This window comes from Paludibacter sp. 221, assembly GCF_010501035.1.
Lineage (GTDB): Bacteria > Bacteroidota > Bacteroidia > Bacteroidales > Paludibacteraceae > QVMH01.
Genome location: NZ_QVMH01000007.1, coordinates 30,601 through 54,935, shown reverse-complemented (window position 1 = coordinate 54,935; position 24,335 = coordinate 30,601). Strand labels below are relative to the sequence as shown.

General features: G+C 37.0%; 20 protein-coding genes. 5 read left to right on the top strand and 15 right to left on the bottom strand.

The genetic code is table 11. The annotated features are described in order from the left end of the window. Window positions 1–157 precede the first annotated feature (157 nt). The 6 genes from D0T49_RS03050 to D0T49_RS03025 form a co-directional block, all read right to left on the bottom strand. Window positions 158–346 carry a hypothetical protein gene (locus D0T49_RS03050; RefSeq protein WP_163629112.1) on the bottom strand — a complete coding sequence of 63 codons (189 nt, stop codon included), beginning with the start codon at window positions 344–346 and terminating at the stop codon, window positions 158–160. Window positions 347–359: 13 nt separating this feature from the next. Continuing rightward, complete coding sequence (locus D0T49_RS03045; protein ID WP_163629111.1) at window positions 360–1,340, bottom strand: hypothetical protein; 981 nt, start codon at window positions 1,338–1,340, stop codon at window positions 360–362. A gap of 780 nt (window positions 1,341–2,120) precedes the next feature. Next, on the bottom strand, window positions 2,121–3,326 hold the full coding sequence (locus tag D0T49_RS03040; protein WP_163629110.1) for a hypothetical protein: 1,206 nt from the start codon (window positions 3,324–3,326) through the stop codon (window positions 2,121–2,123). Further along, window positions 3,313–3,519: a hypothetical protein gene (locus D0T49_RS03035; protein WP_163629109.1), complete on the bottom strand. Its 207-nt coding sequence runs from the start codon at window positions 3,517–3,519 to the stop codon at window positions 3,313–3,315. Before D0T49_RS03035 ends, D0T49_RS03040 begins: the two co-directional genes overlap by 14 nt. 259 nt (window positions 3,520–3,778) lie before the next feature. Beyond that, on the bottom strand, window positions 3,779–4,018 hold the full coding sequence (locus tag D0T49_RS03030; protein WP_163629108.1) for a hypothetical protein: 240 nt from the start codon (window positions 4,016–4,018) through the stop codon (window positions 3,779–3,781). Window positions 4,019–4,203: 185 nt separating this feature from the next. Further along, window positions 4,204–4,617: a hypothetical protein gene (locus D0T49_RS03025; RefSeq protein WP_163629107.1), complete on the bottom strand. Its 414-nt coding sequence runs from the start codon at window positions 4,615–4,617 to the stop codon at window positions 4,204–4,206. Between the two features lie 144 nt (window positions 4,618–4,761). On the opposite strand from D0T49_RS03025, the gene tsaB reads away from it, so the two are divergent. Further along, a complete protein-coding gene (gene tsaB, locus D0T49_RS03020) occupies window positions 4,762–5,463 on the top strand; it encodes a tRNA (adenosine(37)-N6)-threonylcarbamoyltransferase complex dimerization subunit type 1 TsaB (RefSeq protein WP_163629106.1) in 702 nt (233 codons plus the stop codon). Here the strand turns inward: tsaB and coaE are convergent. From coaE to D0T49_RS03000, 4 genes are all read right to left on the bottom strand, one after another. Next, entirely contained in the window at window positions 5,455–6,063 is a 609-nt protein-coding gene (gene coaE / locus D0T49_RS03015) for a dephospho-CoA kinase (protein ID WP_163629105.1), read from the bottom strand. The genes tsaB and coaE overlap by 9 nt on opposite strands. Before the next feature lie 57 nt (window positions 6,064–6,120). Next, the gene (locus D0T49_RS03010) at window positions 6,121–7,881 is read right to left on the bottom strand and encodes a capsule assembly Wzi family protein (RefSeq protein WP_239056994.1); all 1,761 of its coding nucleotides are present in this window, start codon (window positions 7,879–7,881) and stop codon (window positions 6,121–6,123) included. Window positions 7,882–7,930: 49 nt separating this feature from the next. Beyond that, on the bottom strand, window positions 7,931–9,448 hold the full coding sequence (locus D0T49_RS03005) for a sugar transferase (RefSeq protein WP_163629104.1): 1,518 nt from the start codon (window positions 9,446–9,448) through the stop codon (window positions 7,931–7,933). A gap of 171 nt (window positions 9,449–9,619) precedes the next feature. After that, window positions 9,620–11,920 carry an NADP-dependent malic enzyme gene (locus tag D0T49_RS03000; RefSeq protein WP_163629103.1) on the bottom strand — a complete coding sequence of 767 codons (2,301 nt, stop codon included), beginning with the start codon at window positions 11,918–11,920 and terminating at the stop codon, window positions 9,620–9,622. A 251-nt stretch (window positions 11,921–12,171) separates the two neighbouring features. On the opposite strand from D0T49_RS03000, the gene D0T49_RS02995 reads away from it, so the two are divergent. The 4 genes from D0T49_RS02995 (at window position 12,172) to infB (ending at window position 18,410) form a co-directional block, all read left to right on the top strand. Further along, window positions 12,172–13,467 (top strand): O-acetylhomoserine aminocarboxypropyltransferase/cysteine synthase family protein, encoded by a 1,296-nt coding sequence (locus D0T49_RS02995; RefSeq protein WP_163629102.1) that lies wholly within the window; start codon window positions 12,172–12,174, stop codon window positions 13,465–13,467. Window positions 13,468–13,629: 162 nt separating this feature from the next. Beyond that, on the top strand, window positions 13,630–14,097 hold the full coding sequence (gene rimP / locus D0T49_RS02990) for a ribosome assembly cofactor RimP (protein WP_163629101.1): 468 nt from the start codon (window positions 13,630–13,632) through the stop codon (window positions 14,095–14,097). Window positions 14,098–14,099: 2 nt separating this feature from the next. After that, on the top strand, window positions 14,100–15,365 hold the full coding sequence (nusA, locus tag D0T49_RS02985) for a transcription termination factor NusA (protein ID WP_163629115.1): 1,266 nt from the start codon (window positions 14,100–14,102) through the stop codon (window positions 15,363–15,365). A 144-nt stretch (window positions 15,366–15,509) separates the two neighbouring features. Further along, window positions 15,510–18,410 (top strand): translation initiation factor IF-2, encoded by a 2,901-nt coding sequence (gene infB, locus D0T49_RS02980; RefSeq protein ID WP_163629100.1) that lies wholly within the window; start codon window positions 15,510–15,512, stop codon window positions 18,408–18,410. Between the two features lie 341 nt (window positions 18,411–18,751). Here infB and D0T49_RS02975 read toward each other — a convergent pair whose 3' ends face one another. From D0T49_RS02975 to D0T49_RS02955, 5 genes are all read right to left on the bottom strand, one after another. Beyond that, window positions 18,752–19,651 (bottom strand): hypothetical protein, encoded by a 900-nt coding sequence (locus tag D0T49_RS02975; protein WP_163629099.1) that lies wholly within the window; start codon window positions 19,649–19,651, stop codon window positions 18,752–18,754. A gap of 27 nt (window positions 19,652–19,678) precedes the next feature. Continuing rightward, window positions 19,679–21,043: a hypothetical protein gene (locus tag D0T49_RS02970; RefSeq protein WP_163629098.1), complete on the bottom strand. Its 1,365-nt coding sequence runs from the start codon at window positions 21,041–21,043 to the stop codon at window positions 19,679–19,681. A 206-nt stretch (window positions 21,044–21,249) separates the two neighbouring features. Beyond that, window positions 21,250–21,714 (bottom strand): hypothetical protein, encoded by a 465-nt coding sequence (locus D0T49_RS02965; protein ID WP_163629097.1) that lies wholly within the window; start codon window positions 21,712–21,714, stop codon window positions 21,250–21,252. A gap of 116 nt (window positions 21,715–21,830) precedes the next feature. Beyond that, on the bottom strand, window positions 21,831–23,009 hold the full coding sequence (locus D0T49_RS02960) for an SAM-dependent methyltransferase (RefSeq protein ID WP_370519579.1): 1,179 nt from the start codon (window positions 23,007–23,009) through the stop codon (window positions 21,831–21,833). After that, the gene (locus D0T49_RS02955; RefSeq protein WP_163629096.1) at window positions 23,006–24,262 is read right to left on the bottom strand and encodes a glycosyltransferase family A protein; all 1,257 of its coding nucleotides are present in this window, start codon (window positions 24,260–24,262) and stop codon (window positions 23,006–23,008) included. Before D0T49_RS02955 ends, D0T49_RS02960 begins: the two co-directional genes overlap by 4 nt. Between the last annotated feature and the right edge of the window lie 73 nt (window positions 24,263–24,335).

Genomic DNA, 24,335 nt, shown 5'->3' with positions numbered 1-24,335 from the left:
TACGCTACAACCAGAGCGTTTCTTACGTTGTCTTTGCCCCTGCTGAAAATTATGATAACCCGCGTTCTGATATTGGGGTACAGGAGCATACGGCAAAGTATTTTGCTGCTGAAAAGCAGGAGTATAAGAAAAATTTCGATTCATTTTTTTTTCGTTTTTAACGACGTCTACCGCCGTTTGTGGTTAATATTAAAATAGCTATCATAAATACAGCGAAAACACCGAGAATAACAAACAAAACGGTATTATCCTGTTTTACTACCGTAGTGGTAGTGGCAGGCGTTTGGTTTTTGCCACCAAACGCCCCCAAAATAGTAGTTAAAATAGTAGGGATTAAATTCTCCATTATACCCCCTTTCTTATTTGCTTATAGATGCCATATCACGACGCACTAACTCAACAGGTACACGAGATGAAGAATCACTTAATACATTGTTATAGCGCATTATTTCAGCACCTTTTAGCGTATAAGTGCCGTCCGTATTAATGGCACGAGCGGGAGAATTACCTAATAAACGATTAGCTGTATAACTGGTTAAATTATCAACTGTACTCTTAACAAGAATAGCTGTAAAATCTTGGTCAGAAAGCCCCGCAGAATCACGTACTACCTCTATTTTTTCAACCCCCGACATATCAACTATAAGGCCTGATTGATAACCGTAAAGAGCGGAAGCAATTACACCTTTTTCGCTGAAAAAAGCGGCGATAAGGTCATTATTTAAGCAAGTATCATACTGCAATTCAAAAAGAGTACGGGTAACAGTAACACCGCCTACGTAAGAAATTTGAACCTCATCGAAACCATCAACAGGCAATATCATCGCATTTGCACCACCATCATTACGGAATATTTCACGTGATAAGCCTTTAGGGATAGATACTTTATCATACTTGATGTTAAAAGCGGAATAGGTATCATGCTCAAAACCGTAAACCTCTACTTTGTCAACATTATCTGAAAGACCAAGCAAATCAACTAAAAGATATTTATCACCCGAAAGGTCTATATTGCCATTAGGAGTAAGTAATACACGCTGACAAAGGTCACCAACCGCCCCTTTATCTGGTAAGGTATAAAAATGACCTAAACAAAAACCCTCTTTACGTGTAGAAAATTCTGACAACTGAGCTAATGGAAGCGAGGGAATAAGATTAGTACGCGCACTATTACGGTTATCCTGTAATGATACATTTATTTTTAAATCTGGAGAAAAAAATTCTTCCGCAGAAGCCAAACCACCTGAGATAGTAATTTTAAACAAAAGAGCATGCAAAGGGCGATTTATTTGCAACTTTTCGATTTTGCCGCCTACGGGCTGATAAGTACCTAATAACATTTTTTTTATTTTTTAGAATTAAACATTTTTTTTTCATTCTGAACTACAATACAAAATTACGACACAAAAAAAAGGCACTTAAACGTTTTTGGGCGTTTCTGTACCTTTTTGGACTTTTTTGGACTTTTTTGGACTATTTTTTTAACACATCAGGAACAAATTCGGGATAATTCCGCTTTAAATACAGCTCCGTATAAGTAAAAATTAATTCTTTTGGTAAATACAAAGGGTGGAAATTACGTCTTAAAATTACCCTTACTCTATCATCCTCTATATTTTCCGAGTGAAAGAAACGATAATAACCACTTTTCAAAGCGGATTGCAATGTTTTTGTTTTTTCGTTCATAGATATATTATTTAAAATGAAGTTGAAAGAATTAAATTCAAATCATCGAACGTCATACCCTCATAAATGGCTAAATGCCACCTTGTGATACGCTTTTTGTGCGATAATTTAAAAAAACGTCGTATTTCCTCTATACGAGAAAAAGCAGTATTTCTGCTACATCCATAAAAAAAAGCTATTTCTTTGACTGTAAGTTCCATATAAATAAAATTAGTTATTGATAAAAAATTGATACGCATCATGAAGCGTGCGTAATTGCTTTAAAAATTGCTTCGTCTGTTTATCATACACGTTGATAGCGGTTAATTGATAGCCCGCAGAGAGCATGTTTTTGAATAAATTATAGACATTCGTAACTCGTCTATACTTCAATGCCCCGCCCTTATTTGCAGCGAAACAAATACATGTGTATTCCCTTTTTTTCATAAAATTTTTTAAGTAAAAGATAACTTTGTTTGAAATACATTGCGATTTGAAACAGGGGCGACAATATCACAAACAGAATTAGAAGAAGTTGAAGTAATATCGAAATTATCCATCCCGTTAAAATACTTCCTAATGTGTGAAAGAAACGTTTCATAAATAGAATTACATTTTTGTTTTAGTTGTTTAATAGTGTGGAGGATTGTTGTAAAACGTTCCTCTTTAAATACTTGTATATCTTTTTCAGTTTCGATAAGATTATCAAGCTCAGGAATAAAATCAACCTCACAATACGAGATACATTTACGAGCTTTAGCAATTACCTGTGAACACTGCCAAATACGCCCCTCAACAGTATATATTTTACGTATATCGTTATCAGTAAGGTTATATTTAGCTGAAAGTGCAGAAGCATATTTTTTTATCTTACTTTCAGAATGACCGAAGCCTTTCGACATGTATTTGCTAATATACGCAGCTACATTATTTACCTTTTTTAGTGCCTGTATATCCGTTGAATTCGGCTGTTTCCAATTCGTTTTTTGTCCGAAATCAAAAGCCTTTTTTAGCTGATTTAACCGCTTTTCATCTGCCTTTTTACCATTTGTACAGTATGACACATATTGTTCAAAATTCATTGATTTAAATCGCTCCTGATAACGGTCAACGAAGCCATATTTGTTGATTAAACCATTCCAACGGGTACGAAGCCATTCCCAATTAATACGCTTATCAAAAAGTATATGAAAATGTAAATTACCGTTTACCTGTTTTTCACATACCCACACATAATTATTGACACCCTGTGTTTGTTTCAACTCAGTCATTAACTGGTTAAAACAATTGCGTTTAATTTCCTTATCAGTTGCATAATACTCAACCTTATTTGTGTCAAATGATTTAAATTGAGACGAGGGAAGGGTAAGGGTTGCAAATGTTACATTTTCCTTACCCTTACCACTCAATAAAATTTCCTCATTTACACCAATTAAAAGAGTATTGATAGATTTCCTCAAATTTCTCGAAGCCTTAGAAGATAAGCCGCCTTGATGCTCTTTAAAAATAGGGGGCTTTACTTCCTCTATTGTACCATCATCTAATTTCCGTTGAGGTACACAAAAGCGATTCAATAAAAGGTCAAAACGACGTGTGTACAACGTAGTACTTGTAGCACTAATAGAAGCAAATGAAACGGGGACAAATCTATCTTGTACCATAATCAGGAAATTTAAAAACAATTTGCAAACCATTTTTTGAATAATACCCCTTGTTGTAATTAGTTAGAGAAGTATAATAATAAGAATGAAAAAAAGGGCTATAACCCTGATACACGTATTTTTTACGACCGTTAGGAAAGGCGAATACATCGCCAATCGCAAGATGTGAAAAAGTTGCTTCTAAATAATTCATATTTTTTTTACTTTGAATTGTGGGACAAATGACAAGCCAACCAACTATATAATATTTTAAGGCATCAACAAGGAACTACTTTAGTATAAATAGGAGAAAAGTAATAATTACCAAATTTATCTTCATACTCAATTTATGACACATAACCGAACATGCCATTAAAGACACGACTACCTAAACGACGATAAACACGTTTTCCACGTGGGAAACGGAAACAAGAATCAGGAGGAATATTTTTAAGATAAACAATCATAATTCATCATTTTAAAGGGTTATTTAATACAAAAACACCGTCTTTACCGTATATACGGTGACAAGAGGCACAACACTCAAAACAAAGAGGAAAAAGTTCCTTTCCATACAATGCACAAGAAGAACAGTTACTATTACATTCCAAAAAAGAATATTTCTTACCTAAAAGATAAATTACATTTTTATTTTCAGAAGTGCGAAAACTCTCAAGTAAGATATTTTGCTCAACTACTTTCTTTAAATCCATATCATGCAGCTATTAAGTGATTTATACGAGGTTTCAAGAAAATACAAGGCAATTCGTCAGATTCGATTAAATAAGGCTGTAAAAGCCTTGTAATAGTACAATTATCTCTTTTTTCGACAATACGGTAATGCTTTCTACCATATTTAACGACAGTACCAATAGGGTAAGAATGAATGTCCATAGGATTATTTTGTGTTAACAGAATTATAAACGATATTACAAGGAAAAGTAGCAGTAGCAGATGATGGGCCAAGAGCAGAACAATTCCCAAATTGAATAGATTGAACTTCATAATAATGCAAAGGACGTGCAACCGCATTAGTAAAAGATAAAAAATGTTCAACATCAAATATCTTATAATAAGCATCACAAAGCACCGCGAACAAATCTGACAACTCAGGCACTAAATAAGTCCGATACTCCGAAAATCTCACATCAAAAATTGTAACTTCTTTCTCCTTATCAAAAGAAAGCCAAAAACGATTTGAAAGACAAGAAACAGAACGTGAACGAACCGCTTGAAAGGGAATACCATTGTGTCTACAGTAAGAACGGAATAATTCAAATATTTCCGTACCTTTGCTTCTCTTTTTGCTCATAACAATAAAAATTATAGATGAATAAAATAAAAATTAAAAAAAAATTTGTGCGTCATTGAAACAACCAATAACACACAAATATAATTCCTATAATCTACATTATGTAAAATAGTATAAATTTAATTTATGTAGACCTTATATAACATGCACCCTACTATATTACATATTGAGACTTCGACAAACGTTTGCTCCGTTGCATTAAGTTACGGTTCAGAATGTATTTTCTTCAAATCGGATAATGAAGGTATGAACCATGCAGCTCTTTTAAGTGTGTTCATAGAACAAGCCTTAGAAGCTTTGAAATCTCATTCTAAATCATTAGATGCTGTTTCGGTTAGTTCGGGCCCCGGTTCATATACAGGTTTAAGAATTGGCGTTTCTACAGCTAAGGGAATTTGTTATGGTTTGGATATTCCTTTAATTGCTATAGATTCATTAGAAATCCTGACCGTTCCGGTTATTAAGGAAATAAATAAGCAGGAAGCCAATACTACCCTACTCTGCCCTATGATTGATGCACGGCGTATGGAGGTTTATGATGCTTTATATAGGTTGGATAGAAGTATTTTTCGCAATGTAGAGGCAGATATTATTGATGAAGATTCGTTTTCCGACGCTTTAACCAATAACAAGGTTTACTTCTTTGGAAACGGTGCTGATAAGTGTAAGACTATGATAAGCCATCAGAATGCTATTTTTGTAGATAGTATAGAGCCTTTAGCTAAAAACATGGTTGATATGGCTGTAAAGAAGTATAGCGAAAACGATTTTGTTGATACAGCTTACTTTGAGCCATTTTATCTCAAAGAATTTCAGACAACTGTTTCTAAAAAGCCATTATTTTAAAGTGGCTTCAATCTTACTAAGTTCAGAAAAGATATGCTCTACATTAGCACTCAATACGTCCTTTCCATCGGAATTTAATACAATATCAGCTTTTTTGATTTTTTCCTCTTCCGGCAGCTGTCGCGCTATGCGTTCGCGGACTTGTTCAGGAGTTATTTTATCCCGTTTTGCGACCCTTAGGATGCGTACATGTAAAGGAGCAGTAACTACAATTACTTTATCTACAAAACCTACGAATCCGCTTTCGTACATAATTGCAGATTCAACAAATAGATATTTTTCATTTGAATGTTGTGATTTCCAGTCAAGAAAATGCTCACGCACAACAGGATGTACAATTTCGTTTAACTTCGCAAGCTGTTCAGGATTCCTGAATACTATACTTGCGAGTTTTTTTCGGTTAAGCCTGTCATTATCGTAAATTTCGTCACCAAACAACTCTATCAGCTGCCTGCGAATTTCAGTATTTTTGTCTTGTAGCTTTTTTGCTTCAACATCAGTATCGTACACATGATAACCTTTTTTTTGCAACATTCGGGCTAAAGTAGACTTTCCCCCTCCTATTCCACCCGTTATACCTATAACTAAAGGCTTTTTCATGGCAAATGAGTTTTACTATTAATGATGAAACAAATCAATAATAGTTTTTGTTCACGGCTAAAATCCAAAGCTAAATCCAACGGTAATAGTTGTATTTTTACCTTGTAGGTACTTAGGAGTAAAATAGTCTAAAGCTTCTTGAGCTGTCATTTTCTTTTCTCCGAACACGGCATCTTCCCCACTGTCAAATCCCTGTATGTTGCTGTGTTCTACATTAAGAATAGCGTAAGCATTATTAAACACTTCATACACTGCATTGAAGGCAAATGTTTGATTACTCCATATTACTTTACCTAATGATGGTTGGCTTATTATATCTAATATCGAAGCGTTATCTCCACTCCATGTCCCCTTTCTTATATAATCATATTCTTTTCCATGTCGTGCGTCCATGAAAGATAGCTTTAAATCAAGTCCACGTATTGGCTTATACCTTAATTCAGCATAAAACTCCTGCGAGTTATCTCCTAAATAATGTCCTAAGTTATAACTATTCGACGCCCACGTAAGAGTAGGAATCGAATGTTTATAGTTGATTATATTAGTCCTTGTAAATTCTCCCGTCAGAGATATGTTTTGTATAGGAAAGTTACTTAATTTACCTCCTAATTTATATGAAATCGGGTTTTGCTGGGGATTATCCGATTTTAAACGTTTTGCGCTAAACTCATCTACAAATACAGATGCATATAAGTGTAAGTGCTTAATATTTCGGGAACTTATATTCAGAAACATCATGGAGTTTTGATTTTCAGTTCTTACCCCTTTTGTTAAAGTATGGTCTATCGACTTATAAAATGCTATTGGAATAAAATATGCTGCCTGCACATTGTTTTCTGCATATATTATAGCATTTCCGGCCGAAATATGTAAATTGCGGACAGGCGAAATGGTAAACATGTTTGCTGCCATGAACTTGTTTGCAGGACGATAATACTTTGTTATTTCGTTTTCTATATAATACTCAGTACTATCCAGTTGGTTTGATACGAGCCACCCATGAAAATAATTTAATTCGAACCAGCGTGCCGGTTTCAGATTCAATGTTACCATAGGGAATGAAGGCGCTCTTCCTGAGAGGATATTAGCACCATGATAGTTATCACCCCAAACGATATTGTCTTTCACTAAGCCGAATGAGCCCCAATTCCATCCATATTTAATACCACCACGCGAATCGCTATAGTCGCCGCCATAACTGGCTTCTTTATATTGATAGCCCGGTTGGTCGTTCAGGTAATTAGGTTTTGAGATTAATGCCCCGTTCATTGAAATATCGCGTAGGCTACCCCATACGCTTAGGTTTTTCCCAAACATTCCTTGAAACTCAGCTCCATACCAACGTTTTATTATATTTCCGTTTTCGTTGTGGGTAACGTGCATTCCCAGCAATGGTGTAATGCGTGCACGGAAAATATTATCCCGATAATAAACAGCAGGCTGGATAAGAGTAGCTCTTACTTTTTTATTAGCCCACGGAGAATGAGGCCACCCATTGGGGAATGTATCCCGCTCGAGAGCGTATTCGTTTAAGAAGAATTCAAGTTCTTTACGTTGGCGATTATTCAATTTATCTTTTTGCTCCTGAGTTTTAAGTAACTGGTCGCAAATAAATTTTCGTGAATATGGTTTTATTGCAGAGTTTAACTCAAAATAGCCATCATTAGCCAACTCGTCTATAAAATCATAAATCCTTGTATATGATATATGTTGAGGGATATCTTGCGATTTTACTGAATGAGAAGTTGTAAAAATGAATACTAAACCGAAAAACAATACGGTTTTAACGCTGTGATGCATTTTCAATAGTTTATTCATTATGCAAATTTATTAATTTATAAGTTTATAGGGAATAAAATGCGCTTTTTTATGCGCTTCTTGCCTTTTTAAATATGATCGTGTGTGTAATTTTAAAAAAATAACGAAAATCAGTCAAGAATACACCATCTTTTTCGCAAGCATTTAAATAGCGCATTTCGGATGCCTGTATTTCGTCCAGCGTTTTGGGCATATCTGCATAAAAAGGAGGTAAAAGCCCCGGACGGAATTTTATTCGTTTTTCTTGTAACTCCTTGCTGTATAGGCTGAAATAATGTTGACTTAAAGGCCGTACTCCTATCAGTTTCATATCGCCTTTTATCAGGTTGATAAACATCGGAAATTCGTCGATCCAGTATTTACGCATACAATGCCCTAATGTGGTAACCCTTATATCTCTTTTTATTTTTCCACCTTCTTGCAGATTGTTTTTCTCGAAAATATAAGACTGCAAAAATTCTGAATACGGGTGCATAGTACGCATTTTATAAACATTAAAGCGTTTGCCTTTCTTCCCGATACGAGGTAAACGTATTAACGGCCCATAGGTTCTTTTTTCCAACGGTCTTGGAGTTGTAATGCGTCTTGCAACAACAAAATTTAAATTATTGATTTTTTTTGTGTCAACAACTTCGTAACCAAAACAATACAAGCGCCCCAGCACTTCAGCTTTGGAAAAAATACGATTTCTTCCTTTGGTTATATCATAGTAGAGACGACGTGTTATAAATATACGGGGAATGATTCGTTTTATTATATAATCGAATGTATATACTATATAATTAAGAGGTTTTCTATACTTCCTTAATATGTATTTTTTTCGTGTGCTTTTCGATTCGAAATAACAAATAAAAAGTCCATTGTCAGGCAGTTTTTTATTGAGTTGGTAAAGCATAATATTGATTTTACGCAAATCATTAAGCCTTTCCATTTCGATGAATGAGGAGTAATGATAGTTTTCAATCAACTTCAAATCATTCAAGTCATTACCAAACAAAAACCTGAGATTACCACTCTTCAAATCTATGTATTTAGAAAGGTATTCGGCAACTCCTTTTCCTAATTTGGATGAAATAACGTCAAGAAGCGATTTGTACTTTTCCTCACTTATAGGAGGGGCTGGTATCAATTCGGCATTTTCTCTTGTTTCTTCCGTCTCAATGTCTTCCGGAATATCGTAAGTAGTAGCATAGCGATAAGCGTAATAAATAGAGATTATGACATACTCTATAGCGAAGACGCTAATAACACTTGTAGTTAAAAGCCGTAATGAGAAAAAATCGGCAAATGCTGAAAATTTATAAAATAGATATAGAATTGCAAATATGGTGAGCGACTCAAAAAATAGTCTTAATGCAGCTTTGAAGTAACCCACATTCCGTTTCCATCGCAGGAAAACATAGGCGAGAATAAGCCAAAGGGATGCAAAAGTCAAGAGAAAAACCGGAAGTTTGGGAGATGGAGTTCTATCCATTATGGGAAACCATCCAAGGACAATACCAAAAGTAATGGATAATGAAAATATATTAATAATCAATGAAATAATACTCGGTTTATAAAACTTCATCCTCTTAAATATGTATTATTTTACCTTCAAAAAAATTATTTACAAAGATAGGTGATTATCTTAATAAGACTAAATTTTTTATGTAAAAAACAAAAGTAAAAAACAAAAAAACCACATTGAAAGTTCAGTCTCAATATGGATTTTTTGAAAAAGAATGATGTTATAGTCAGTTTAGCTGATTCTTTCGATATTTTTTTCTTTGATCTGTTGTTCTACAATAGCATCCAGTACAGCTATAGCTGTCATGTTTACAATGTCGCGAACGGAACTTTCTACATCCATGATGTGGATAGGCTTGTTCAGTCCCATCTGAATTGGCCCGATCGACTCGGAAGCTCCCATTTCGAGCAACAGTTTACATGCTGTATTAGCTGAACTTAAATTGGGGAATACCAATGTATTGACATTTTTCCCATGTAGTTTTGAGAATGGAAATTTTTCGTCGCGCAGCTCTTTGTTTAATGCAAAGTTTACCTGCATTTCGCCATCTACTACCATGTCAGGATAACGCTCGTGAAGTGTTTTCACCACCTCGTGTACACTCGCTGGGCTTCCTTCCTTATCCGACCCGAAGTTTGAGTATGATAACATTGCCATCACCGGATCGTGAGCGAAAAATTTAACCGTATTATGTGTCAGTCGGGCAATATCAATCAGTGTTTCAGTCGAAGGATGGCGGTTGAATAGCGTATCGGCCAAAAAGAAAGTGCCTTTTTTCGTATTCATGATGTGCATAGCTCCGATATGGTTCAATCCCGGACGGATACCAATAATATCTTTGGCTGCTTGTACCGCATCGGCATATTTGGTATAAACACCTGTGATAAAAGCATCAGCATCTCCTACTTCTACCATCATCATGCCAAAATAGTTTCGCTCATACATTTTTTCGTATGCTTCGTCGTACGTAATCCCTTCCCTACTTCGTTTTTCCGAGAGTTTTTTAGCATATAATGCCCTGCGGTTCTCTTCCCTATCGTGACGGAGGTTTACAATTTCTATTCCTGTCAGGTCAATATCATTCTCCTTGGCTATATTACCAATTTTTTCTTCGTTTCCGAGCAATACAGGGAAGCATATTCCTTCGGCATAAGCCATCTCTGCAGCCTTTAACATGTTGACATGATTTGATTCCGAAAAAACAACACGCTTAGGATTCTGACGGGCTGTTTCGTAAAAACGACGAAGCAGTTTGTTATCATTGCCCATACGTTCCATCAATGTCAGCTCATAAGCATCCCAGTCTGTAATATTTTTACGCGCTACCCCCGATTTCATCGCGGCTTTAGCTACTGCCGGAGATACCTCGGTAAGCAAACGCGGGTCGAGTGGCTTGGGAATTATGTAATCACGTCCGAATGACAATCTCCTCAAACTATATGCAGCGTTAACTACATCAGGAACAGGCTTTTTAGTCAGTTCGGCAATTGCTTTTACTGCTGCCACCTTCATTTCTTCGTTGATAGTAGTAGCACGCACATCCAAGGCACCACGGAAAATATAAGGAAACCCTATAACATTGTTTATCTGGTTGGGATGGTCAGAGCGTCCTGTAGCAAAAATAATATCAGGTCGTGCTGTCATTGCATCATCGTACGAGATTTCGGGGTTTGGGTTTGCCAAAGCAAAAACTATGGGGTCTTTTGCCATAGTTTGTACCATTTCTTTAGTAAGTACACCCGCTACGGAGAGCCCTACAAAAACATCAGCATCTTTTACGGCTTCGGCCAGCGTTGTTATCTCACGGCTGGTTGCAAAAGGTTTTTTACGGTCGTTCAGGTCGGTACGTTTCGTACTTATTACTCCCTTGGAGTCGAGCATAACTATATTTTCGAGTCTGGCTCCCAATGCCATGTATAACAAAGTACACGAATTGGCAGCAGCTCCGGCGCCGTTTACAACTATTTTTACATTTTCTATCTTTTTCCCATTCAGTTCGAGCGCATTTACAAGTCCCGCGGCCGAAATTATTGCAGTACCATGCTGGTCGTCGTGCATAATGGGGATATCCAGTTCGGCTTTCAACCGTTCTTCTATTTCGAAACACTCGGGAGCCTTGATATCTTCAAGGTTAATACCTCCAAAAGTGGGCGAAATGGCTTTCACCGTTTGGATAAATTTTTCGGGGTCTTTTTCGTTTATTTCGATATCGAATACGTCAATTCCGGCAAATATCTTGAATAACAATCCTTTACCTTCCATTACCGGCTTTCCAGCAAGAGCACCTATATCGCCCAAACCGAGTACGGCTGTCCCATTCGATATTACAGCCACCAAGTTACCTTTCGATGTATATTCGTAGGCTGCATTGGGGTCTTTCTCTATTTCGAGGCAGGGTTCGGCCACTCCGGGTGAGTAAGCCAATGATAAATCGCGCTGAGAGCTATATGGTTTGGTAGGAACAACTTCTATCTTACCGGGCTTCCCTTCTGAGTGATAAAGAAGCGCATCTTCTCTTGTTAGTTTTGCCATAATTTTATGTATATTTAATTTGTAAGAGTAACAGACTTTTTTTTGAAAAATTGTTGCGAAATTACAAAAACAAATGATGATATGCAATATATTTATATTTAATTCTATCTTGCACATTATTCTTCACAGATATTTTTTTGTAAAAAATACGGGTATCAAATGAAGATATAATGTTATGATATGCAATAAAAAATATAACTTTGTAGCCTTTAATAAATACAACAATTACATTCTATTAAAATAAAAGAATTATGTCGAAAAAAACCTTACATTTCGAAACATTGCAGGTACATGCAGGATACACTCCCGATCACACTAACTCCAGAGCTGTACCTATTTATCCTACAACGGCTTATGTGTTTGATAATTCGGAGCATGGAGCTGATTTATTCAACTTGGATTTTAAAGCCGAGACTTCTCCTTATATATATACGCGCCTGAACAATCCCACTAATTCTGTATTCGAACAGCGTATGGCGGCTCTCGAAGGTGGTGTGGCTGCTGTAGCCGTAGCTTCTGGTCAGTCAGCGCAGATGATTACCATTATGAATATAATGAAGGCGGGGGATAATTTTGTAACATCGCCTTATCTGTATGGAGGTACTCACAACCAGTTCTTTGTTTCTTTTAAGGATTTGGGAATAGAAGCACGCAAGGCTGAAAACGATACGGCAGAGGCAATGGAAAAATTGATTGACGAAAATACAAAGGCGCTATATACCGAAAATATAGGAAACCCTTTCTTCAATGTTCCGGATTTTGAAAAACTAGCAGCTTTAGCGCAAAAATATGAAATTCCTCTTATCGTGGATAATACATTTGGATGTGGCGGGTATTTGTGCCGCCCTATCGAGTATGGAGCTAATATAGTGGTGGAATCGGCTACGAAATGGATTGGAGGACATGGAAATGCTATGGGAGGCGTAATTGTGGATGGTGGAAATTTTAACTGGGGAAATGGCAAGTTTCCGAAATACTCGGAACCATCGGTCGGTTATCACGGATTGGTATTCTGGGAAAAATTCGGTAAGGCTGCTTTTGCAATGCGCTGTGTTGCCGAAAATTTACGCGATATGGGTCCTGCTATCAGCCCTTTCAACTCGTGGCAGCTTGTACAAGGTGTAGAAACGCTTTCCGTTCGTGTAGATAAGATGTGTGACACAACAATGAAATTAGCCTTATGGCTTAAAGACCATCCTAAGGTATTTGATGTAAGTTATCTTGGATTGGAAGATCACCCATACCATGAATTGGCTAAAAAGTACCTGCAAAATGGTTTCGGAGCAGTAATGACCTTCCGTGTTAAAGGGGGATTGAAAGAGACTACACGTTTTGTTGAAAAATTGGAGCTTATAAGCCACCTGACTAACATTGGCGACGTACGTACGCTTATCACCCACCCTGCCAGTACAACTCACCGCCAACTGAGTGCAGAAGCACAGGAAGCTGCAGGTATTTACCCCGATTTATTGCGTTTCTCGGTGGGATTGGAGCATATTGACGATATAAAGAATGATTTGGAACAGGCATTTTCGGTATTATCGTAAAGGATTGAAAATATTCCTTGTTTTGCATTTCAGATATATGCAATAAAAATAAATTTGTTGCATAATTGTTTGTATTTTAAAGATTTATTTTCTATATTTGCACCGATTTTAGAATATGGGAGGGGGACAACAGTCCCCTTCCTTATTGAATATCCCTCGAATATGTTGTCAAAAGAACCTATCAGTCAAATAGTTAACGAATATCTCTCGGATACTGAATATTATTTAGTTGATATAAACATTACACCTGATAATAGAATTTTAATAGAAATTGATTCTTTTGATGGAGTGTCAGTAGAGTTTTGTGCAAAACTAAACCGCCATATCGAATCGAAACTCGACAGAGAAGTGGAAGACTACGAGCTGGAAGTTAGCTCGGCCGGTCTTACCTCTCCTTTCAAAGTAAAGAAACAGTACGAGAAGAATATTGGCAACGAGGTTGAAGTATTGACGAAAGACGGACGAAAACTAACAGGTGTATTGGTAGAGGCTGATGATGATAGTTTTACTATAGAAATAGAAAAGCAAGTAAAGCCCGAAGGCGCAAAGCGTAAAGTAACTGTTACCGAAAGCGTAACATTCCCATATAAAGAAATAAAAACAACAAAATACATTTTTAGATTCAAATAAAAATTATGAGCAAAAAAGAAACGATTAACTTAATCGATACTTTTTCGGAATTTAAAGAATTGAAAAATATCGATAGAAGTACATTAATCAGTGTGATGGAAGAGTCATTCCGTAATGTGCTCTTAAAAATGTTCGGAACCGACGAAAATTTTGACGTTATCATTAATCCTGATAAGGGTGACTTTGAAATATACCGAAACCGCGAAGTGGTGGAAGATGAGGATTTGGAAGATGAAAACCTGCAAATATCACTTACCGAAGCACAAAAGATAGATACTGACTACGAAGTTGGCGAAGAAGTGACAGATAATGTAAACTTTCTCGACTTTGGACGCCGTGCTGTTTTGACCCTTCGTCAGACGCTTGCTTCTAAGATTTTGGATCTGCAGAAAGAAAATGTGTATTTAAAGTACAGCGAAAGAGTGGGTGAAATTGTAAGCGCGGAATTATACCAAATCTGGAAAAAGGAAATGCTTTTGCTGGACGAAGATGGAAACGAGCTCTATCTGCCAAAATCGGAACAGATACCAAACGACTTTTACCGTAAAGGCGACATGGTACGTGCTGTAGTGGCGATGGTAGATAATAAAAATAATAATCCGAGGATTACATTATCACGTACCTCACCTGTTTTCCTTGAACGCTTGTTTGAATTGGAAGTGCCTGAAATACAGGACGGGCTGATTACAATAAAGAAAATAGCTCGTATCCCGGGCGAAAGAGCTAAAGTAGCTGTAGAATCGTATGACGACCGTATCGACCCTGTTGGCGCTTGTGTGGGTGTGAAAGGCTCTCGTATACATGGTATTGTTCGCGAACTTCGTAACGAAAATATAGATGTTATCAACTATACGGCAAATACTAATCTGTTTATATCAAGAGCGCTAAGCCCGGCCAAAGTATCTTCGATACGTATTGTAGAGGAAGAAAAAAGAGCCGAAGTGTATCTGAAACCCGAAGAAGTATCGCAAGCTATCGGTAAGGGCGGTTTGAATATCAAGTTGGCAGGTATGCTTACAGGATATACCCTTGACGTGTTCCGCGAATTGGACGAAAGCGAAGAGACTGAAGATATTTATTTAGAAGAATTTTCGGATGAAATTGACGAGTGGGTTATTGAAACGCTTAAATCAATAGGTTGTGATACCGCTAAAAGCGTATTGGCAATTCCACGTGATGAGCTAATCCACCGTAGCGACCTCGAAGAAGAAACTGTTGATGAGGTTATAAAGATTCTTGCAGCAGAGTTTGAAGGAGATGATAAATAATTCAGAAGTTTTCTGAATCCGGATAATATCGTTGGCTATATATTCAGGTATGACGATATTGATAAATCAAAAAAATAAGTTTTTACTTCTTATTACAATAGTGAGTTTAAGAATAAGAAGTAATTAAAATATGAGAAAAAAAGTATGTCCATAAGATTAAGTAAAGCTCTTAAAGATTTAAATGTGGGTATGTCCACTGCAGTTGATTTTCTTGGCAAAAAAGGAGAAAAAATCGATGCAAGTCCCAATTATAAATTGACGGATGACCAATACATGTTGTTGTTGAAGGAATTCAACAAGGATATGGCTTTGAAGATAGAATCGGAGCAAATAAGTCAACAACGCCAAACAAAAGAAAAAGGTGGAACTGTATCGATAGAAGGGTATGAAAAACCGCAACCCGAAGAAAAAGAAGAAGAAGTTATTCGGGTAAATATATCTGAAGAACAAAAACCTCATTTTAAGTCAGTCGGACATATTGACTTAGATGCTGCTGCAAAACCTAAACAAGAGGAAAAGAAAGAAGAACCGATTGCTCCTCAGGAAGTACAAGAGCCTAAACAAGAGGAAGAGATAGTAGAAACGAAGGAGAAAGAGATAATTCCTGTTCAGGCTGAGAAAGAAGAAGTTCCGGAGGTAGAAACTAAACATGAGCCGGAACCGGAAGAAGAGAATTTTCCTGACAATAACGATAATAAAGAGGATGATTTTGAAGAAGATGTAGAAGATACTGTTGAAAATGACGAAAAACCTGAAGCTGAAGAAGTAAAAAAACTTCCTGAATCGGAGGAAGAGTCAGAAGAGATATTCGCAGTAAAAAGACCTATACTGAATAAAACTCCGGTTGTAGTAGGAACGATTGATTTAGATACCCTAAATCAGAGTACCCGTCCGAAACCTAAAACCAAAGAGCAAAAACGTAAAGAACGTGAAGAAAAATTCCGTACTAACTCGGAGAATAAAAAAGTTGTTACACCTGCTGCTACTGGTGCAGCCGAAGACGCTACACCAAAGAAAAAACGTGAACGTTTCATAAAGCAAAAGGTTGATGTATCGAAAGTAGGAACACAAGAACCTCCTAAGAAATTAAAAACGCAAGGTTCTCAACAACAAAATAAACGTCCTATACGAAATGTTGTTAACGAAGAAGATGTACAAAAGCAAATAAAAGAGACTTTGGCACGCCTTTCGGGTGGAAACAAGAAAGGAAAAGGAGCTAAATACCGTCGTGAGAAACGTGATACGGTTCATGCAAGAATGCAAGAACAAGCAGAGCGTGACGAGCAAGACAAAAACGTATTGAAATTAACAGAATTTGTTACGGCCAGCGAGTTGGCTGTGATGATGGATGTTTCTATCAACCAGATTATTGCTACTTGTATGAGTATTGGCATAATGGTATCTATAAATCAACGTTTGGATGCTGAAACAATCAATATAGTAGCAGAAGAATTTGGTTATGAAACCGAGTTTGTAAGCCACGACGTTATCGAAGCTATCGGGGATGATGAGCCGGACAGCGAAGAAGATTTGCAACCACGCGCTCCGATTGTTACTGTGATGGGACACGTAGACCATGGTAAGACTTCCCTACTCGACTATATACGCAAAACAAACGTAATTGCCGGTGAAGCCGGAGGAATTACGCAACATATTGGTGCATATAATGTAAAGCTGGATAATGGTCAGCGTATAACATTTTTGGACACTCCGGGTCACGAGGCCTTTACGGCGATGCGTGCCCGTGGGGCTAAGGTAACGGATATAGCTATTATCATTGTAGCTGCCGACGATAATGTGATGCCGCAAACAATCGAAGCTATAAACCATGCTTCGGCTGCAAATGTTCCGATTATTTTTGCCATCAATAAAGTAGATAAGCCAAGTGCTAATCCAGAGAAGATAAAAGAAGAACTGGCTCAAATGAACTACCTGGTTGAAGACTGGGGCGGAAAATACCAGTCGCAAGACATATCGGCCAAACAAGGCCTGGGAGTTGATGAACTGTTGGAAAAAGTGCTTCTTGAGGCTGAAATGTTGGATTTGAAAGCTAATCCTAACAAGAGAGCTTCCGGTTCGGTTATCGAATCGTCTTTAGACAAAGGTCGTGGATATATATCTACTATATTAGTAGAAAACGGAACTTTACATCAAGGCGATATTGTATTGGCAGGAACGTTTCATGGTAAGGTAAAAGCAATGTTCAATGAGCGTAACCAACGGATAAAATCGGCTAAGCCGGCTGAACCGGTGTTGATACTTGGGTTGAACGGTGCACCGCAAGCGGGTGACAATTTCAACGTAATGTCGACCGAACAAGAGGCACGTGAAATTACCAATAAACGCGAACAACTGCAACGTGAGCAAAACTTACGTACTAAGAAACACTTTACACTTGATGAGTTGGGACGCCGTATTGCTTTAGGTGACTTTAAAGAACTTAATATCATAGTAAAAGGTGACGTGGATGGCTCTGTGGAAGCATTGTCCGATTCGTTACTTAAACTTTCGACCGAAAACATTCAGGTAAATGTGATACATAAAGCCGTAGGTGCTATTTCGGATTCGGATGTATTGCTTGCTGCCGCATCAAATGCAATTATATGCGGTTTCCAAGTTCGTCCTACAGGCTCGGCACGTAAAATGGCAGAGAAGGAAGAAATTGATATTCGCCTCTACTCCATTATATACGACGCTATAGAGGAAATCAAATCGGCTATGGAAGGTATGTTGTCGCCTGAGATTAAGGAAGAAGTTACTGCTACTATAGAGGTTCTGGATGTGTTTAAAATAACAAAAGTTGGTACGGTAGCAGGTTGTTTGGTACGCGAAGGAAAAGTAAACCGCAACAACAAAGTACGTTTGATACGCGATGGAATTGTTGTATACACCGGTGAGATTGATTCTCTGAAACGTCATAAAGATGATGTAAAAGAAGTGGGAACAAACTTCGAGTGTGGTATCAGTATTAAAAATTACCAAGATATTAAAGTCGGTGATATTATTGAAAGTTTCGAAGAAACTGAAGTAAAAAAGACTTTGTAGAAAACAGTAGGAGATTCTCTCTCCTACCCGCTTAATCGAGTAGGAGAAAACAAAAATAGTTTTCTCCTATTTTTGTTTTCGACCTCTCACACCACCGTACAAGCAGTTCCACATACGGCGGTTCCTTATTTACAATACAATTTGCTATAATTCAATAGTGTGGGATAACCTGCTTTTAGCAATGCCTCTGACGTTGGGAGAACGGGCTGCCTGACAATCGTCTCTTTGTCTTAATTTGCAGACTTGCACCCGCGTTAGAGTAGATACATATTGGGCGAACAAACAAAAAAATAAGGCTGTGAAAACAGCCTTATTTGTTATCTGGAATTTTTCCCTATCCATTAGAAATGGAACATCAAGAAAATTTTACCGGTTGGCACAGTTTGAAATCCTGTTGAGAATGCGTCATCTTCGTAACTTCTTTTCCTTTTTGTTTTTTCAAGAATGTCGTCACCCAAAAATTGCTCTGTTGTAATTTCAGATTGTCCTTTTATCAGATAATTGAATCCAAGTCCAAGTTCGCCACCTATTGAAATTTGTGGAGCAAAGAAATATTCCACACCAACAAAAGCACCTAACCCTGCAGTAAATTCAGCACCGCCTTTAGAGTTAACAGTACGTTTCGACATAGCTGAAGGAGTAACAGGAGGAGTAGGAGGAGTAGGAGGAGTAAGAGTGAAATCGAAAGATGTAGGACTCTGATTGTCTACAGTCATCGCATTTCCGTATACATACTCATTTTTAGTTCTGCCATATCCTAAAAGCACTTCCGCACCATAAAAACCTTGTACACGTCCTTTACCTCTACGTAGCTCGTACCCAAGATTAAGTCTGATACCATTGTTTTTAGCAATCCAAGTATCAACAGTTGTTGCGTCAACGTTTGTAGGGTCGGCCAATAACGCAGCATCGTCCTGAAGAGTTTGCTTAAATTTATCCTGAGTAAAATTCAGATTAATTTTAGCACGGATAGCCGCATTATCTTCCAGAAAATACTTCATATAAACAGTATTGTTCACACCATTAAAAGCCGGTGCTTCGTTTCCACCGAAATTAAGGAAATTTCCCAAATAATTCAGAAACGGAGTAGCGTCAACACCTATTGCAAAATCTCCGGCTTGTGGAAGAAGTGCAATACCACGCTTATTCACAGTAGGATCTTTTTTTCCTTCTGCGTCTTGTGCTATAGTTGGGACAACCAATAGCAAACACAAGATTGCTGATATAATTATTTTTTTCATTAATATTTTTTTTAATTTGATTTAATATTAATTCGATGTAAGTTTTGTTGCATAAAATGCTGCATCCAAATAAACAGAGTTTTTCACTTCTGTGCTACCATCAGGTTGAGTAAAATCAGAACCTCCATTAGTAGTTATAGTACCACGTAAACTGAAAGTATCTGAATAAACATATTTGAATTTGTTATTTATAGCACCACCGTTCGCATTTTCACCTGTTTTTCTATCTACAAGGAAGTTGATTTCAATCTTAACATTTAGTGAAGAACCTGAGATAGCTGGATCCGGAGCAAGAGTTTTGTAACCGGCACCACTGTTCAACGCTATAAATTCTCCATATGTCATTGTTTTGATAACATTAGATAGAGTTGTATTTACAGTAGTTCTATATTCAGTTATTGTAACTTTTGCATCTGCCGGAATAGCAACGTAGTTGTTTGCCGGATCAAATGCATCTTTATCATAAAGATATTTAACTGCGAATGTTGATTCTTTCCATGTCGACAAGATGTCTTGTGTTTCGATAGGATTAGTACCTTTAGTAAATGTTTTAGTACCTCCATCATTTGTTATACCACCATAAATAGTACCTGAAGCAGAGCTTAAATCAAACTTATAATTCAAGCTTGTCTCAACACCAGACGTAACCGTAGTATACTTTGCAACAAATGAAGACTTCATAGTAAACGCTAATCCACCATCTATCAACGCTTTAGCGTCCATTGTAAATTCCAAAGCACCATTAGCTCCAACTTTTTCAATAAAAACATAGTCTTCAGCTCTTACCGGAGTAAATAGATTTTTTGCAACTGTAATTTTCACTTCAGTATCAGCAGGTACATCTACATTGTTTTTACCATCGTAATATTGTAATGTAGCTTTGTATGTACCCGGTTCCCAGTTTACAGTTTGTCCAAGATCTGAATTTGCTGCATTATAAGTCAGTTTTTTCTGATAAACATAGCCTTTGATAATGTCTTCCGATGTACCAGCAGTCAGTGTGAATATCTGATTAACTGCAACACCATTTTTGTTTACTGTAAGTACAATTGGTTCAGCTGAAATCGAAACTGTAACCGAACCACCATCATTCTTTGCCGGCAATTCTACTGAGAAAGCACCGTCTTCGCCTACCAATGCTTCTTTTACATAGTTACCCGAACCTGTTAATCCATACGCTGTATTTGCTATCGTAAAGATTAACTTAGAATCTTTAGGAGCAAATTGTAATGCCGTTTCGTCTGAAGTGTTTGAACTGATGTAAGCAACACCCTTAATAGTTGCTGTCGACTTGAAAATCTCATCAATTTTCACACCTTGAGCCGGATCTTCTTTTCCACAAGAAGCGAACAAAAAAGCAGTTGCTAAAACTGCAAACCATAGTTTTTTCATTTTTACTTCAATTTTTAATTAATTAAATAAATAAAATCTCGAAACAAAAGTATAGAAAAAAACGTAAACAAAAGAAACAATTCTTTATATTTTGTTAACAACAAAGTAAAAAAACGTAATCCTATGCAAATAAAACAAAAAAACCGGCAAATAGGTCTATTTGCCGGCCTGTATGACGTTTTTACAGAGATAGTTATTTTACAAAATTATTTCATCAGTACTACTCTAAAATTCATCGTACCCGGTTGCCAATCCTCATAATAGTAATCGGACACTGTGTAATACATGATAATTTTCCCTACAGTATATTCAAAGTCAATATTTTCAGAATATTGGTTTCCATTATTATCCAAGTTATAAAGAATTTTAGGTAATGGCTGCTGATAGAGGTTTCCTACATTATCTTCCATTTCGATATATATATGTACAACTCCGTTGTTGTAAACATCGCCTGTTAACCTCGGTGCCGGAAGCTCACAATAATAAACTCCAACATCATCATTAAATCGCCAGACATACCGGGAATTATAATTAGTAACCATGTAATCATCTATGGAAACAACCGAAGCACCATCGCGTCCCGGATCACCCTTTGGCCCTTGGGGTCCCTCTAAAATACACGACGAGAAAGTTAACGCTATAACTGCCAAAAGGAATAATGTCTTTTTCATACAAAAAAAATTAGTATATTATTAATTATTGTCTTAACTTACGAATAAAATGCAAATACTATACCGTAAGTATTAATTTGTATAATTTTATGTTTTAAAACACAAAATATTCTTTTTTATACTTTCTCACACTCGATAATAACCTTGCGTTCGTCAATAGTAGTACATGCGAATAAATAACAATCTCCACCATCCGAAAGTTTTAACTTTTTTCGCAATTCATCTGCTTTCAGAGGATAATTGCGCACAGCTATATTTGCTTTCGCGATATTTTTCAGATGCTCTTTCCATTCCTTTTTAGAATTGCCCCAATTCTGTTTTATTCTGAATGTTCGCCCCGGAAAACCAGATATATATTCATCTGATGTATAAAGATGGGTATGAGGATGTATCTTTTTTACCTTTAATCGTTGAGCTATTAGCTTAAATGCGCCGCTTTTCATCAAAGCACTATTAGGCTCATACAGGTAACTATTAAACTTGTTAGCATATATAGCTACCGCACTATCTTCTTCCTCCAAATCAAAATCAAACTTCTGATTATTGTCATTTGAAGCAAAATTTATCGCATGTACTTTTATTTTACCACTTTCTTCGCTGTTTAGCTCTACCAACACTTCCTTACACTCATTTTCCACAGCAACTATATGTATGTCACTTATGCCCGGCAAAGATTTTACGATGGTTGTAATATCCAGCATAGGCGAGAGTTTTATCAGTACGTGTTTGGCCTTTTGCCTGAGCAGGGGCAATAGGTTTTCTACATCAGGTTCGCAATCGGATAAAAACACAAGTTTTTTCCCCGAATCGCTTCTTCGGGCAGGGTCGAGGTAGATACAATCTACCATCGACATTTTATTCAAATAATCCTCTGCATGTGCATTCACAACAGTTATATTTTGAGTTTTCAACACTTGGAAATTATACTCTGCTAATTGGCACAATTCCTTTTGCCTTTCCACATAAACAGATTCTTTAAACTTACTGGATATAAAGAAGGTATCAATTCCGAATCCACCTGTTAAATCAACAAAAGCAACCCCTTCGCAAATAGTGGATTTATATATAGCAGTTGTTTCGGACGATGCCTGCTCCAACGATAACCGCTGTGGGTATAACACATCATCCGATTGATAAAAAAGCGGTACTTTATGTTTTATTTTTTGCCGTCCGCTTATCTGCCTTATGGCAAGATTCATATCTATATCCGGATAACGTTTTGCCTGCAAAGCCAGCAGTCTTACATCGTTGTTCTGATGCTCTGTTATAAATTGTTTCATCATTTCATCCATCATATCGCAGCCTCCTTTAATAGATTTTCAAGTATTTCAACTTCATCCTGAACCATATACAATGAATTGATTTGTGATAAATTCTGCTTCAGAATAATACTTGCTGCCTCTGTTACATCCTGTAGTGGGTAAGCACTCTGCACATCAAACGAATTAAGAAACTTAACAATAAAAAAAGCGTCAAATTTAGAAATCAATCTTTTTTCAAGGGTCTTGCTTTCTTTCGAATTTTCAATACATTCGTTTATAACCGAAAGAAGTTTTTCGCTCCCCACAAAATCCTTTATCTCTTCCGGTATCTTATCCCTTTCGAATGTCCTGCCTACGGCTATTTCATGAATATAATCATAAAAACGCTTCAAAATCAGAAACAAACCGAAGTTATATACTTTATATTCGTCATTGGCAATAATGCGTTTCACAGTAGGGCCTGTGCCGAAAGGCACACGCTCTGAAACACGTGGAGCGGGAAATACCAAGGGCGTATTTATTTTACCTATCTCTGTCATCAACGCCAGTTTATGAAGAAAATAAAAGTCCTCTCCACCCTGTTGCCGTGCCATTCCTCCTGATTTAACATACCGCCCTGCCCTTACAGCAAAGCATGAGCCCACAGTATGAAAAGCATGGGGAAACCCTGTAAAAGCAAGTGCTATATTAAAATAACGGAGATAAACCTCGTACAAGCGGCAGGCTCGAATCTCAACCTCCGTAAACAAAGCAGAATCGTAATTGTGCTGAAACTGAATTACAAAGGCGCCTTTTGCAGCATTATTCCTAAATTCTTCTTCAATTATCGAAAAGTAGCTTTTACTAACAAGGCAATCTGCATCCAATGACACAATTATTCCATCAGGCCTATTAATCGCAGTAAAACGCCTTATAGCCTCATCCATCCCTATTTTACGTGCGTTGCCTACTCCGGCATTTTTCTTAGGCACACCCTCAATCAATACCGGCAATAATTTAAACCGCTTGTAATAATAAGAATCTGCACGGCTTTTCAGCATACCATATATTTTCCTGTTTTTACAAATAATATCTTCAGGCGTACTCGCACCCGAATTTACAACTACAATCACTTCTATGTCCGCATCTGTATTTTCATTATTTTCTAACGAACACAATGTTTTAAACACAAATTCATCATCATAACACGGAATCACAACTGCTACTCCCACGTTGGTGCTTGGAACATCATCAAACAATTGAGGATGACTAGGATAGTGTGTAAAATAATAATCTGAAAAAGACATGGGGATTAATTTACATCTCAAAAGTACAGCTTTTAACCTGATATTCTTATATTTTATATTAATTTTGCGGTGC